A 13,571-nucleotide genomic window follows, 5' to 3' on the forward strand; every position below is an offset into this window, starting at 1 on the left:
ACCACTCTCAATACAAGTTCGCAACATTAGTAAAACCTGTTTCTTGCATTTTTCCTCTGTATCACACTTTGCAACGTCGCCTCAAAAACCATAGCATCATGATCAATCACCAAAGCAGAAACCCAATTCAGCAAAATCAAATTGAAAACCGCTTTAATTGACCTCTCGCCAGTAGATGATTCTGTCATGGCCACGGTAACGACCAAAAAACGCACTCGCGCGGGGATCGGATAAGCTGGTTGGAGAGACCCCATTCCAGTTCCAATACCATTCTAACCAGGTCGGCACATCTAAAGGCGCGGTGACTTGGCCGCGATATAAGTTGCCACTCGAGGTGAGCGCTCGCCACAGCAAATCAAATTGTCCCGCTTGAAAAGCCGATGAAGCGCCGGAGCGATTAATGCTCTGCCCTGTGGTCAAATCTGGGTCAAAGTGATAGCCAAGGGTTGCATTATCCACCTGCGACGCAAGGCCATAGGTTGCAATCGTACAGCTATCATCGCCATTTAATGCCCAATTAGCCCCATTCCAATATTCGGCTCGGGTCGGCATCCTGAGGATTTCAGTCTCTGGACCATAGGTATTGTCCATCACCACTCGACCATGGCGCAGGATCTGTGTGGTGATTTTCTTGGCATTACAGTTGGTGCAATTACCCGTGGTTGCCGCATCCATATCGGGCGAGGCCACATAGCTGTAAAGCCCATTTGGCCGAGGATCGTTATCCATCAACTGCACGCCAATATCGAGCAGCTCGAAGGGACCGTCTTGATACAGATTCGTCGCCACATTCGGGGTTACTCGGCTCAAATTAGCCCGATAAGCGCCATCGACCGTCGCCACACCTTGAACCCAACTCGCCGCGTTGACGGGCAAGGCACTTAAGCGACTCTGTAAGTCGATACCATTGTTATTGTTCTCTCCCACCAATTTGGCGGTCGCGAGGGAGAATGGTGGGAAGTAGTTTTGCGTCACCGCGCCGCCGATATTTAAGGCTGTGAGGCTCATCGACATCGGGAAGGGTTGATCCATATAACTAAAACTGCCGCAGGCGGGTAAGACGGAAATATCACCCACTAAAAATCTATCGGGCACAAAGCGGCCAATATTGACTGAATAGCCAATCGGAATATTTAGGCTGCTGGCCGCCCCGAGATAATTAGGACTTGCCTGCACCGCGATTTGGAACACCCCCACTTCGCTAATCGTTTGATTAGTGATGCTATTAAGGTTATTGGCTTGGATAGTATGACTATAGGATGCCACACCTAATGCGCCATCATGGCCGCCGCTGGCAATGTTTGGCGCAACAACCTTACTGGTTAGTGTCATGGCTTGGTCGCTAAAGTTAGGCGTAGATACGTTGCCCGAACAAAAGTCCGTATCGCCGTCCTTTTCCCAGGCCATAGCCTGTACTGTCATACCGAAATTCTGTCCCGCTTTACGGTAGGCATTACAGCTCATATCCGCACTCGAGCAACTGGCGCTGGCGTCCACGGGTTTGACGCACAAACCCGCAGGCACACTGACAAATTGGTCCGAGCCTGTCATCACTAGGCCTTGCTCGTTGCCACTGCCGATATATTGGGCATCGAGTTGTAATTTGCCCGCATCGGGATAATTCACTGAAATGCTTGCCTGTCCGTTAGTATCAAACACCAGATTCAGCGCCGTAGGCGAGGCGTTTGAACTGCCAATAGCCGTATTGTTGATGGTGACGGCTTTTGGCGAGATAGGCGCACTCGGAGTGTGATAACTGCTCCAGAAATTCAATGTCTTAGTCTGGCTCTGGAAGCTTGGAACACACTGCTGAGTCACATCGGATTTTTTCACCGCTTTGACTAACACTTGCTCGGGGCGATTTGCACGCTTATCAGGCACATCGAAGACAAAACCACTGTCAGCGAAGGTAAGTGAACAGTTGTTTTCACTCAAGCCTCCATTACCGATACGGCAAAGGGTTTTACTTAAAGGCTTGGTTGTCGGGCTCGACCCTTTCACCCCCAAAGTTACAACGCCCGGGGTGTTACGTCTTAGCTGTAACTGAGTGCTGCCGTTACTAAAGCTCACCTGATTGCCGCCAATCCAGATGCCTTCGGAGGCGGATTCGGGTAACAAGGTCGCCGCTAAAGGATCGGTAAAGAGCTGGCTACAACTGGCGTTGGCACAAGCGCGAATCGTCACGGTTTCGGGATTACAGGTTAATCCCTGCCCCGTATGGTCAAACTCAAAATGATCGATTTGTGCGCCAACGGGATTCGACCTCAAGGCACAAATTTGAACGTTATCAATTTCATGATTGTTATTCGAGCCCCCGGTTGACCCGGTAAGCGACAACAAGAAATCACTCGGCGTCGCCGCTTGACCCGTTTGCGCGATGGCATTAAAAGCAGGAATTAAGGTGACAAATCCCGACCCCGTATTACGCTCAATCTTCACCATCGACTGACCGGATACCTGCGAGTCGATAGTGATTTTATAGCGGTGCGCAGGTGAGACATTATTGCCATCGACCGTGGGAGATAAACAGTTACCACTGGTATTGCTGGTGCCGTTGTTACAGGTGCCCCGTAAATAGCGGTATCCCGAAGTACCAGCACCAGAACCACGCACCGCAACCGACTGACGGCGCTGGCCAATATTGTAACTGCCGCCTTCGCCGGAGAAGTTACCAAACTCATCGATCCCGATACCCAACCAACCACCAGCAAAGCCATTAATGCCGGGTTTAAAGCCATAGCCTAAAGGCCCACCAAAGGCACCAGGCTGGGGGGTAATCGAGGCATCAGACAACACCAGCGCGATACCGTCGGCGCCATTGCCACCATAGGCATAGTGATCAAATTGGATCTCAACTAAGTTATTTGCAGCAGGGAATAATCTCTGATAGGTCGAGGCTGTGGATTGATTCGATTTTGCCTCGGTTAAGCGCATACGACCGCTGACAATGGCAGGAGTAAAAGAACCGCTACTACGGGAAACCACCCAATCGTTACTTAAGGCACTCTGGGAGAAATTATCGGTAAAACACTGGAGCGGTGGCGCTCCTTCATTGATTTGACCATTCGAGTTGATCACTAAGTAGCGACTCGTCACTCGACCATTAATGACTGAACTATTATCTAGGGTGAGCGTGTCATCACTATACACCAAGGCATTAACGAGCGATGAACCAGTTAAATGCACATTATCGTAGCCAATGATCAACGCATTGGCGTTATTCGATTCGTTAAAAGTGGCACCATTAATCTTAAATTCCTGCCGAGTGAAAATGCGCACATTGCCCTGCAAAACTACTTTGGCATTTTGATTTAAGGTAAAACTATTGATCCAATAGTCCCCTTCGGGCAGAACCAAGGTGGCACCACCACCGACTGCGATAGAGTCAAATCGGTACTCATTGTAATTTGGCGATAACGTCAGAGTACAAGCAGAGTAGAGGGAAATATTAGAGTACTGATTATAGTTCCCCGAACCTAAAGTAAGCTGCTGACCATTGCTACAATAATCTATGCCACCACCGTAACCATTACTCCATTGGAAGGCATTAGATCCAGTTAACTTTAATCCGCGAATATCACTACCATCGACAGTACATCGACGAGTACCGCCCGCACCATCATCACAACTGGTATTGGGAAGGCTGCCAGAATTCACAGAGCAATAATCCAGTCTGCCGCCACCCGTGCCATTGATAATGCCGCTGTTATAGATCGTAAGCTGTGGAGAGGAAATCTGGTGGCACACATTCGAGTTATCCCCATGGTGCCCCTGCGCAACATTAGGGAAAATGGCACTCTGGTCAACATAATCAAACGCATATGTTGCGCCTGACACACCTAACAGCGTGCCAGTGAGCACAATCCGATATAACCAGTTAATTGCCACGGGCTTCTACCTCTACTTGGCGGCTTACACGGGTATCGCCACTCTCGCATATCGCTTTGCTATTAATGCGAAACTGAGTGACGGTGCCGACCGCATAGGATGTACAACTTAAACTCACGCTGCAGGCATGAAAACCCACCACATTGGGCGGCGTCCAAGAGTTTGCAACACTTGTACAGGTCGCCGTCGCATTGGCGGGGGCGTTTAATGGGAATAATTGCGCCAGCGCCGCATCGGCACCACTGTTCGCCGCCGCTAAGGCGCGAGTCCCCCACACCTCTTGAGTTAATCCGGTATCGGCATCTTCGACTATGTTGATTAAGGCGGCGGCCAATAAAAACATCACGGTAATAACAAAAATACCGATGACCAAGGCGCTGCCACCTTGGCGATGAGCCGCACACTGACGATATGCTGAGCGCGAGAGGCTAAATAAGTTAGGGGACATTAATCACCTGCACTTGATGTCGATATTGAAATGTCTCGCCGTTGACATTAAATCGCGGTTGTAAATGCACCATCGCATTATTGACTAGACTCGATGGCGTTAAGATCAGCGGTAAATCGGCGTTATTACTCAACTCATTGGCCACATCTTGGGCCATTAGCACGCCCGAACTCATATCCGCAGGCGTTGGCTGGCTGGCATTCAATCCATAGCCAGTATAACGCTTAAGAGTTAACTCATTGCTGGATGGCGCTTTTTCAAAACAATAACTCACAGGACTCGAACCAAAATAGATCCTTTGCCGCGGGGACGCTTCAGCAAATCTCGCATTGGCCGTAAAGGTTAAAGTCACTTGGTTCGCGGCACTGCTAATGCTGTTAATCTGCGAGCGCTTTAGCTTAGTGCTGTCATACACATCTCGGTCGGTTAAGGGGTAAACCCACACATATTGGTTAGCCGCAATCTTACTGGTCACATTGTCTAAAATCACAGTGCCCGTTAGCGCCGCTGTACTCGGCGCAATCGGCATCGATAAATAAGTGGTACTCGCCTCAATAGGAACAAATTCAACACACTGATAGGTTAAGCCATTACTATTGAGCCGCACACTGTTAGGCACGGCACTGCGCAGCTCACGGGTCATACGCTCCACTGCAAAACGACTCTGGCTTAGCACTTGGTCAACCGAACTCGACTCCACAAAAATCCGCGTGCCGAAAATAATAAAGCTACTCACGCCCACCACCAGAATGCCTAAGATAAGGATCACAGTGACCATTTCGACTAAGGTAAAACCCAGTGCTGAACGTGGCATACGCGTGCTGGAGAAAGCGCCCATTAGTAATTGCTCCTCACCAGATTGTAAGTGATCACTTCGTTATCTGGGGTAGTCACATTAATGGTCACTAACTTGGTATTGGGCGCTGTTCCATAGGCGACAGAGACACTTAATTGATAGTTAGGATACGCCTGCGCGTAAGTTTGGCTGGAATTGAGCATAGTGGCGTTTTGGCTTAAGCCGTGATAGTCATCCACATCGTTAAAATCGTTACGCCCTTCGCCAGCCTCAGGCCCTAATACGGCCGAGCAGCTACTGCCTAATGGGCTCCCGCAAGCAGGCACACCGCCATTGGCATTGGTATTTTGATCATAACGCTTACCCCAAATCTCATTCATCACCGAGTGGGCAAGTTCGGCACTCTTGACTCGATGCAAGGTCTTGGCGGCACGATCCGCCTGCGGAAATAACATGCTACTGAGCATTACGATAGCGATGGCTATAACTAACATGCCAACCACTAACTCAATTAAGGTAAATCCCTGTTGTGGCTTAGCTTTTGAAGATACTTTTACTGAGGTACTGATTGAAAACAGCGGAGGATTAATTCGCATAAATATAGCCCTCGCTGGAGATATTGATCGCCACAGTGTCATTGGCGATCACATTGATACATGGCCCATTACACGCAAGCGATGCTCGACCATTGATATCAAAGTCAAGGTAAAAGCTCTTGGCATTGTTGCTGATAAGCACTAACTGCGCGCCACCTTGAAAAGCTTGGCTGGATAAAGGGTTAGGAGACAATGGCGAGCCCGTACAGCCAGTGCTATCGCGACTGGCAAACTGACTCACCTGATAACCCGTCGCCGACACGACAACGCGGTAACATCTATCGGTATTATTTAAGGCTTTTTGCTGAACCTGGCGCAGCTCGGCCATAAATTCATTGCGCAGACTAAAGGCGCTGTAGGATGACTGGCTAAATAAGCGCGGCAATACCGTCACCGATAGAATCCCAATCAGGATAATAGTGGTCACGAGTTCGACTAAGGTAAACCCAAACTGTCTGCTGCTGGAAAATCTACGCATTGTCCGCTTTGCCGTGATGCTAGGTTCTAGGTTCTAGGTTCTAGGTTCTAGGTTCTAGGTTCTAGGTTCTAGGTTCTAGGTTCTAGGTTCTAGGTTCTAGGTTCTAGGTTCTAGGTTCTAGGTTCTAGGTTCTAGGTTCTAGGTTCTAGGTTCAGTTTCTGCCAACTTGATTCGTAAGGCAAATATTTCGCCTAAACAAAAGAAATAATTAGCAAATTCATTTTATTACAGCCAACACTCCGATAGATTGCTGACCTAAAAAAAAGGCCTGCTAGGCAGGCCTTTTCGTATAACTAAAATTAGCAAGCTGAAGCTGCTGGTGTTGCAGTAAATGTTGGCGCAGCTGTTGCTGTAGCGGGTGTATATTGAATAAAACACGCAGCAGGTGCGCCATTTTGCCAGAATTTGACAGTACCGTTGTCGGAGAAAAGAACCCAATCAGAGTTATTAGTTGATGCCGCACTACCGGTCGTGATATCTGCACTTACTGTCTCAATGCTAATATCCAATGCTCTTGGAAAATTAGTTGCAGTATCATCAAGATAACCAAAAATAGTTGACACATCATCAGTAGTCACAGCTGTTCCAGCAATGTCAACCAGTGTAGCAGTTGTAGATTTTTCTAAGCCAGCTAATGCTGCTTTTGAATAGACTAAAGTATTCGCTCCTTGGATTGAGGCTTTCAGACCATTCAGCGCAGAAACTCGTGCATCGCCTTGTAGATTAATAAACTTAGGTGCTGCTGTGACAGCAAGAATACCTAAGATAATGATCACTACGACTAATTCGATTAAGGTAAAACCTTGTTGTCTTTTCATATAAAACTACCCTTCTTTGAGAACCAAGTAACTTAGTCAGTTAAAAATAAACTACTTAAAAGATAAACCAATTAAAACATTAAATTAAGGCGTAAATGGTGTTTGAGTGAAACTTAATACTTTACCCGTACCAGGGTTATAAACCACCCCTTTTGCACCCGTAGTTGATAAATCTGGCGCAGGAGTCGGTACACCTGTGGTTTGGTTTAGCACCAGTGAAGCCACTTGGTGATAAACACATAAATCGAGACCTGTTACGGCTGTTCCGCTAATCGAATTTGAACTGCCACCAGCACCATCGATAACGCGCACTGTATAACGTTGATTACGCGCATCTTGCGAATAAAGCACGTTACGCGGCGCACTTTGCAACACAGTATTAAATACCTGCTGACAGCTTGCATCGGTCATCGCCGTCGCATCGGTACCAGAGGTGCCCGTTGGATAACCAAAACGCGGATCGAGGGATACTGAAGTCCCATCTAAGATCACACTGCTATTTTGGCGACCATCGACTTCCCATTGCGAACGCACAAAACTCACTGCGGTGGATAAACCACCCGCGACTCCGTCCACACTGGCATCTTCAGCATCATCGGTAACATTTAAAAAACGAGGGATCGCGGTGGCGGCCAACAGACCTAAAATTACGATCACTATGACCAGTTCAATCAATGAAAAACCATCTTGCTTAGTCTTCATTCGTCTCTCCCTATCTTGATGAAAGTCCATTCTAACAGCTAAATCAGTTTAAAAAAGCCCGTTACTTAACAATATTTTAGGAAGACGTCAAAAAAATGACCCTGCCAGAGTTTAGTTGGTAGCCGATACTGTCCCCATTTTTTGAGCGATAACGGCAGCTATTATCCTTAGCAAAATACGAACCGGTAAGGGATTCATCCCCAGCCTCTTGACCCATTAATTGTTGCCATAATAGCTGACAACTTTGGTCATCAAGATGACTCGGTTGTGGCCAACCCTGCACACTCATGAGCACAGAAGTTTGCTCATTATTTGCGCTTTGCTCGTTAAACACTTCCCAATCTAGTCGCATTTGTTGTGGTTTGCCAAGGGATAACCATTGGGAACGCACCATAGCCAACACATTTAAGAAGCGCGTATGTTCGAGCTCCACACTGCGGGCGGCAAGTTGTGGCATAGTCGCAAAATATTTAACGCCAATCACCGCGAGAATAATCAAGATCAAGGTCAAGCTAACGAGCCGCCCATACACACGTAATAGATCGCTTTCGGCCTTCTGCTGGCTCTGCATCTATTTGATCCTAATTGAGTTAAATTCTCGACTCGGCATTACTTCCCGCCTTTAACCACGTTGAGCATGTCCCACATCGGCAGGTAAATACCCAGCGCTAAAATCAATACAATCACAGCTACGATCCCGATCAAAATCGGCTCTAACTTAGCGGTGAGATTTTTAAGATCGTAATCGACCTCACCCTCGTAAAAATCGGCAGCATCATTTAGTAGCTGGTCAATTTGTCCGGTTTCTTCGCCTACCGCGACCATTTGCAACACCAGTGGCGTAAACAATTTACTCTGGTTCGACACCCTTAGCATAGATTCGCCGGACTCAATGCCGCGGCGCATCCCGACAATTTTGTCGTGCATATAGGCATTATCAACCGCATCGGCCACTAGACTGAGCGCCTGCGTCATCGGCACGCCCGCGCTCAACATCATCGAAAAACTGCGGCAATAACGGGAGAGGGTCGAGCGCTCAATAATCGACCCCACGGCGGGAATGTGTAACTTCCACTGGTCCCATTGTTTCTCGCCTTTTTCCGTATGGTGCCAGTAGCGGATCCCAATAATGGTCCCAAGCAGTATTATCAGCATCAAGGGCCAATAGTTGACAAACAAGTTTGATGTGCCGATTAACACCTTAGTCGCCCAAGGCAAGTCGGCACCGAAGCGGGCAAACATCTCGGCGAATTTTGGGATCACCATGATATTTAAAATCACCATCGCCAGCGCGATGGCAATCAATACAAATATGGGATAACGCATCGCGGCTTTAATCCGCCGGCGGGTTTCCTGCTCACGCTCGATATAACCCGAGAGCTGAATAAAAGCATCCTCTAACTTACCGGTATTTTCGCCCACATGAACCATAGAAACAAACAGAGAATCAAACACATCTGGATGTTGGTTCATGGCCGATGACAGTGGGCGCCCCGCAGTTAACTGCTCTGAAATATCATTCAGCGCATCTTTCATTCGTTGGGAGTGAGCGGTTTCGGATAAGCCTGCAATGGCGCGCAGGATGGGGATCCCCGAGCGCGTTAACGAGTACATTTGCCGGGTAAAAATTTGTAATTCATCCAAGCCGACTTTGCGCTTAAACAGCTGCGCCAAGGTAAAGGACTTAGCTTCCTTCGCGACTTTGACTTCTAACGGGATAATGCCGCGGGCTAACAGCATATCGGCCGCTGCCCCCTCGGAGGCAGCATCGAGCTGACCCGTTACGGCCTGACCTTGTCCACTGCGTCCACGGTATTGATAAACCGGCATAATTACGCCTCAACGCCTTGCTGACTGATAATATCCCGCGAGAGTGGCACCTGTGACTCACTCACATCCTCAACAAGCTTAGCCACCTCTTCAATGGTCGTCATGCCCTCGCTCAAATATTGCAGTGCCGACTCGGCCAACGGGGTAAAATTCGGGCTTTGCAGGGCTGCACGGGCAAAATCCTGTGGATTACCGGTACGCATCGCATCGATCATCTTCTCATCCAATTCAAGGATCTCAAAAATACCGATACGGCCGCGATAACCACTGCCGTTACAGCTTTGGCAGCCAGTGCCAATGCGGAACTTAGCCGATGAAAAGTCCTGACGACTCACACTATTCAGCCAGGCTTTTTCCTGCGCCGTAGGCTGATATTCCACGCCACAGTTATGGCACACGCGGCGCACTAGACGCTGGGCAATAATCACCCTTAGCGCACTCGCCACTAAGTAACTGGCCGCGCCCATATCGAGCAAACGTAGCGCGCTGGTCACCGCATCGTTAGTGTGCAAGGTGGACAACACAAAGTGACCCGTGAGTGCGCCCCTAAGACCAATCTCCACTGTTTCTTGGTCACGCATCTCACCGACCATGATAATGTCCGGGTCTTGACGCAAAGTTGTGCGCAGCACGTTCGAAAAATCGAGTCCAATCTTATGGTTAACTTGAACTTGGTTGATCCTTGGCAATTGGTATTCGACCGGGTCTTCTACCGTGATGATTTTGCGATCCGCAGTATTGAGCTCACTTAAGATGCCATACAAGGTGGTGGTTTTACCGCTACCCGTTGGCCCTGTCACCAGCAACATGCCATGGGGGCGTTTAATCTGTTTACGAATACGCGCCAAAATATGCGGCGGCATCCCAGTCTCATTTAAGGTCAACAAGCCTGCGGATTGATCGAGTAGACGCATCACCACAGATTCGCCGTGGTAAATCGGCATGGTCGACATACGCACGTCAATCTTGTGGCCCTTGATTTCCATATGAAAACGCCCGTCCTGCGGCAGACGTTTTTCAGAAATATCTAGCCCAGCCATAAGCTTAAGGCGCAATACTAAAGCCGCAGCAATATTGACCTCGTTTAGAATGGTCTCGTGTAACTGGCCATCGATACGTTGGCGGATCCGCAGCGCTTTTTCGCCGGGCTCAATATGAATATCCGAGGCGCGCATTTGCACCGCATCTTCAAAAATCGACTGCAGCAGCTTAACGACGGTGGTTTCATTATCGCTATCGCTCGAGGTCAGGCTCGCCAGATCAAACATTTGATCTGCGGCATATTCCTCTTCGAGCTTACCGGCGATTTGCGCGATTTGGTCGGTACGACGATACAGGTTATCGAAGGCTTGCAGTAATTGCTGCTCGGGGGCGACCGCGACACTGAGCTTTTTCGGTGCGATTAAAATTTCTAAATGGTCGAGCGCCTGCAAATCCGCCGGATCGCTCATGGCCACTAATACCGTATCACCCCTATCTTCCACCGCAAGGGCGCGAAAACGCCGTGCTTGCACCTCGGGGATAAGGCTCACTACTTCGGCGGGGATGGGGCGTTTGCTGATATCCAGCAGTGGCAGATTGAGCTGCTGTGACAAAAATTGCAGCAGTTGGGTTTCGGTAATAGAGCGCAGCTCAATCAGGGTTCGGCCGAGCTTATGCCCTGTCTTGCGCTGCTCCCCCAAGGCTTGTTGTAACTGCTCTTCGGTAATAATCGATTCTTGAACTAACAGATCGCCCAAACGCATCTTTAATCTGGGTTTCATTGGCTATCTCCTAGTTGTTGTAAACGTTGTTCAATAAAAGCCGTGGCTTGGGTCGACAGGCCTGAATAACTTAAGGCGGTGCGATAGGCCTGACTGGCGGGACCGAATTGCTGCTGTGAATCGAGGGCATAGGCTAATCCCATCCACCATTTCCCCTGCTGCGGCTCCTGCTGCAATAACTTACGGTAAGCCTGTTCAACTAACGAATATTGGCCTTGTTTTTGAGCCAAATCCGTTTGCGCTAACCACTTTTGTCGAGCTAAAGGATGACTATCGGGAATTTGAGCAAGGCTAGCAAGAGCCAGATCTGTCTCGCCCATAGCATGTTGCACCCTTGCCAATAGCAAAGCAAATTCAAACTCTTGCGGATAGAGTAATAGCCCCTGCGCTAACACTTCGACCGCTTGAGCCAGCTCGCCTTGACCATAGTGCAACGCCGCCAGTTGTTTGCGCGACTCGTGCAAGCTTGGGTCGAGCTTGAGTGCCTTAGCATAGTAATCCATCGCCTTAACCAACTGCCCCTGCTTTTCGGCATCCGCCGCCAACACTAACTGCTTTTGCGCGAGTTGGCTTGGGGACAACTTCACTTCTCGAATCGCCATTTGCCCCGTTGACTGAGCCTGAGCCGAAGCTGGGCTTGAAGCTTGGCTCGAAGCTTGAGTCGCAGCAGGCACGACGGGCTCACTCGCCTTAGGGTCTGTTTGAGTTATTTTTACTTCGCTCTGGCTTGCGGTAACGTCTGCTTGATTTGTTTTAGCAGTAACTAGTAGTGGCTCACTTTGTGCCAGCACCGACTCTTGGGTTAATGCCGCCTTGTTAGGTGTATCAGGTGAGGTGTTTGCCGCAACTGACGCTATTGCCTGTTCACTCCTTGTCTGCTCACTCCTTGGTTCTAAGGGCGCCGTATTTACACGGGGAGATTGAGCCACACTTGAGGAAGATTCTGCTGACGCAGACATCTCCTTTGCAGGAGCCTCTGTCGACGACTGACTCACTTGCTCCATCTCAGCTGTTGGCTGATTTGGTGTAGTCGTTTCTGTTTCCAGAGGACTCGTATCAGTCTGTGGGCGGGCATTATCCGGCTGAGTTTGCGAACTCGCTACAGGATTTGCAGGCTTATCCACGACGCTTCTTGCACCGTTGGTCGCCTGAAAGGCATATACCGATAATCCGCCCACCAGCAGCGATACTAAACTGATGACTAACCATTTGCGTGATGGGTTGGGACGCCCTAAATACTGGGCCTGATGCACAGCCACATTGCTGAGAGCATGCCCCTGCTGGCGCTTATCGAGATCCTGCAGCATCTTGTTGATCACACTCATGCGACGCCTCCCCACAACTGTTGCAGGTTAACACCAGAGATCAGTAATGCCCCTATTGCCGCTGCACATGCTATCAGTGCGATCGCCATATACGCTGGCCATCTTTGCGAGCCGCGACTAGCATCTTCAGTATCCTGTATCGCGCCCTTAATGTGGGCCATACGCACTTGCGTTGCGCCTTCGCCAAAACTGAGCATCAGGGCCTTATGGGCTAAAATGTTGATTAATCTTGGAATGCCACGTGATGCCTCGGCTATTTTACGGGTCAGTTTTGGGCCAAATAAGGCTTGTCCCGCATAGCCTGCCACCGCTAAGCGATAGCGAATGTAGGCATCGGTTTCGTCCCAGGTTAGCGGTCGCAGACTGTAGCTAAAGGTGATGCGCTGCCGTAATTGTCTAAAGGCTTGACGCTTTAATCGCTCATCCAACTCGGGCTGACCAAAGAGCACCACTTGCAACAGCTTACGACTCTCGGTTTCAAGATTGGTAAACAGTCGCAGCGCTTCGAGGCTCTCATCGGGCAAGGCCTGCGCTTCGTCCAGCACTAATACAATGGCGTGACCATGGGCGCTCAGGGCGAGTAATTGTTGCTGGATAAGTCCGGTGAGTTGCTGCTGATCGATTTCGCTGGTGTACTTTAACCCAAGCTCATTGGCCACCGCCCAGCGCAGCTCGGCGGGGGTGAGATAAGGATTGGGAAGATACGCACAATGGAAGCCCTGCGGCAGCTCGTTAATCAACTTACGGCAGATTAAGGTTTTGCCCGTGCCCACTTCGCCAGTGACTTTGATAAAACCTTCCCCGGTTTGTAGGGCGGTCTGCAATACTTGCAGCGCCTCTACGTGCGGGGATAACCCGAAAAAAAATCCGGTATTAGGTGTTAACGAAAATGGCGTTTGGCTGAGTCCAAAGTGCTTCAAATACATG

At 49.3% G+C, this 13,571-nt stretch carries 12 protein-coding genes; all 12 read right to left on the reverse strand.

What is annotated here, in order from left to right; all coding sequences use genetic code 11:
- Positions 1-153: 153 nt before the first annotated feature.
- Positions 154-3,888: a DUF6701 domain-containing protein gene (locus tag K0H60_RS18270; protein ID WP_220056619.1), complete on the reverse strand. Its 3,735-nt coding sequence runs from the start codon at positions 3,886-3,888 to the stop codon at positions 154-156.
- On the reverse strand, positions 3,878-4,336 hold the full coding sequence (locus K0H60_RS18275) for an MSHA biogenesis protein MshP (protein WP_220056620.1): 459 nt from the start codon (positions 4,334-4,336) through the stop codon (positions 3,878-3,880). Before K0H60_RS18275 ends, K0H60_RS18270 begins: the two co-directional genes overlap by 11 nt.
- Positions 4,326-5,174 (reverse strand): PilW family protein, encoded by an 849-nt coding sequence (locus tag K0H60_RS18280; RefSeq protein ID WP_220056621.1) that lies wholly within the window; start codon positions 5,172-5,174, stop codon positions 4,326-4,328. The genes K0H60_RS18275 and K0H60_RS18280 overlap by 11 nt, the downstream gene beginning before the upstream one ends.
- Positions 5,174-5,728, reverse strand: a complete 555-nt coding sequence (locus K0H60_RS18285) for a prepilin-type N-terminal cleavage/methylation domain-containing protein (RefSeq protein WP_220056622.1) — start codon at positions 5,726-5,728, stop codon at positions 5,174-5,176. Before K0H60_RS18285 ends, K0H60_RS18280 begins: the two co-directional genes overlap by 1 nt.
- Entirely contained in the window at positions 5,718-6,206 is a 489-nt protein-coding gene (locus tag K0H60_RS18290; protein WP_220056623.1) for a prepilin-type N-terminal cleavage/methylation domain-containing protein, read from the reverse strand. The genes K0H60_RS18285 and K0H60_RS18290 overlap by 11 nt, the downstream gene beginning before the upstream one ends.
- 299 nt (positions 6,207-6,505) lie before the next feature.
- Positions 6,506-7,024, reverse strand: a complete 519-nt coding sequence (locus tag K0H60_RS18295) for a prepilin-type N-terminal cleavage/methylation domain-containing protein (RefSeq protein WP_220056624.1) — start codon at positions 7,022-7,024, stop codon at positions 6,506-6,508.
- A gap of 84 nt (positions 7,025-7,108) precedes the next feature.
- Positions 7,109-7,726, reverse strand: a complete 618-nt coding sequence (locus K0H60_RS18300; protein WP_126512030.1) for a prepilin-type N-terminal cleavage/methylation domain-containing protein — start codon at positions 7,724-7,726, stop codon at positions 7,109-7,111.
- 76 nt (positions 7,727-7,802) lie between these two features.
- The gene (locus K0H60_RS18305; protein WP_220056625.1) at positions 7,803-8,297 is read right to left on the reverse strand and encodes an MSHA biogenesis protein MshF; all 495 of its coding nucleotides are present in this window, start codon (positions 8,295-8,297) and stop codon (positions 7,803-7,805) included.
- A gap of 38 nt (positions 8,298-8,335) precedes the next feature.
- Positions 8,336-9,556 carry a type II secretion system F family protein gene (locus K0H60_RS18310; protein ID WP_220053986.1) on the reverse strand — a complete coding sequence of 407 codons (1,221 nt, stop codon included), beginning with the start codon at positions 9,554-9,556 and terminating at the stop codon, positions 8,336-8,338.
- Between the two features lie 2 nt (positions 9,557-9,558).
- A complete protein-coding gene (locus tag K0H60_RS18315; protein ID WP_011624214.1) occupies positions 9,559-11,319 on the reverse strand; it encodes a GspE/PulE family protein in 1,761 nt (586 codons plus the stop codon).
- On the reverse strand, positions 11,316-12,644 hold the full coding sequence (locus tag K0H60_RS18320; protein WP_220056626.1) for a tetratricopeptide repeat protein: 1,329 nt from the start codon (positions 12,642-12,644) through the stop codon (positions 11,316-11,318). Before K0H60_RS18320 ends, K0H60_RS18315 begins: the two co-directional genes overlap by 4 nt.
- On the reverse strand, positions 12,641-13,570 hold the full coding sequence (locus tag K0H60_RS18325) for an ExeA family protein (protein WP_220056627.1): 930 nt from the start codon (positions 13,568-13,570) through the stop codon (positions 12,641-12,643). Before K0H60_RS18325 ends, K0H60_RS18320 begins: the two co-directional genes overlap by 4 nt.
- Between the last annotated feature and the right edge of the window lies 1 nt (position 13,571).

This window comes from Shewanella mangrovisoli (genome assembly GCF_019457635.1).
GTDB classification, from domain to species: Bacteria; Pseudomonadota; Gammaproteobacteria; order Enterobacterales; family Shewanellaceae; genus Shewanella; species Shewanella mangrovisoli.

Excerpts from the sequence above, each read along its gene's own strand:
- K0H60_RS18275 (WP_220056620.1), bottom strand. The coding sequence starts at position 4,336 with ATGTCCCCTAACTTATTTAGCCTCTCGCGCTCAGCATATCGTCAGTGT.
- K0H60_RS18280 (WP_220056621.1), bottom strand. The coding sequence starts at position 5,174 with ATGGGCGCTTTCTCCAGCACGCGTATGCCACGTTCAGCACTGGGTTTT.
- K0H60_RS18285 (WP_220056622.1), bottom strand. The coding sequence starts at position 5,728 with ATGCGAATTAATCCTCCGCTGTTTTCAATCAGTACCTCAGTAAAAGTA.
- K0H60_RS18290 (WP_220056623.1), bottom strand. The coding sequence starts at position 6,206 with ATGCGTAGATTTTCCAGCAGCAGACAGTTTGGGTTTACCTTAGTCGAA.
- K0H60_RS18295 (WP_220056624.1), bottom strand. The coding sequence starts at position 7,024 with ATGAAAAGACAACAAGGTTTTACCTTAATCGAATTAGTCGTAGTGATC.
- K0H60_RS18300 (WP_126512030.1), bottom strand. The coding sequence starts at position 7,726 with ATGAAGACTAAGCAAGATGGTTTTTCATTGATTGAACTGGTCATAGTG.
- K0H60_RS18305 (WP_220056625.1), bottom strand. The coding sequence starts at position 8,297 with ATGCAGAGCCAGCAGAAGGCCGAAAGCGATCTATTACGTGTGTATGGG.
- K0H60_RS18310 (WP_220053986.1), bottom strand. The coding sequence starts at position 9,556 with ATGCCGGTTTATCAATACCGTGGACGCAGTGGACAAGGTCAGGCCGTA.
- K0H60_RS18315 (WP_011624214.1), bottom strand. The coding sequence starts at position 11,319 with ATGAAACCCAGATTAAAGATGCGTTTGGGCGATCTGTTAGTTCAAGAA.
- K0H60_RS18320 (WP_220056626.1), bottom strand. The coding sequence starts at position 12,644 with ATGAGTGTGATCAACAAGATGCTGCAGGATCTCGATAAGCGCCAGCAG.
- K0H60_RS18325 (WP_220056627.1), bottom strand. The coding sequence starts at position 13,570 with ATGTATTTGAAGCACTTTGGACTCAGCCAAACGCCATTTTCGTTAACA.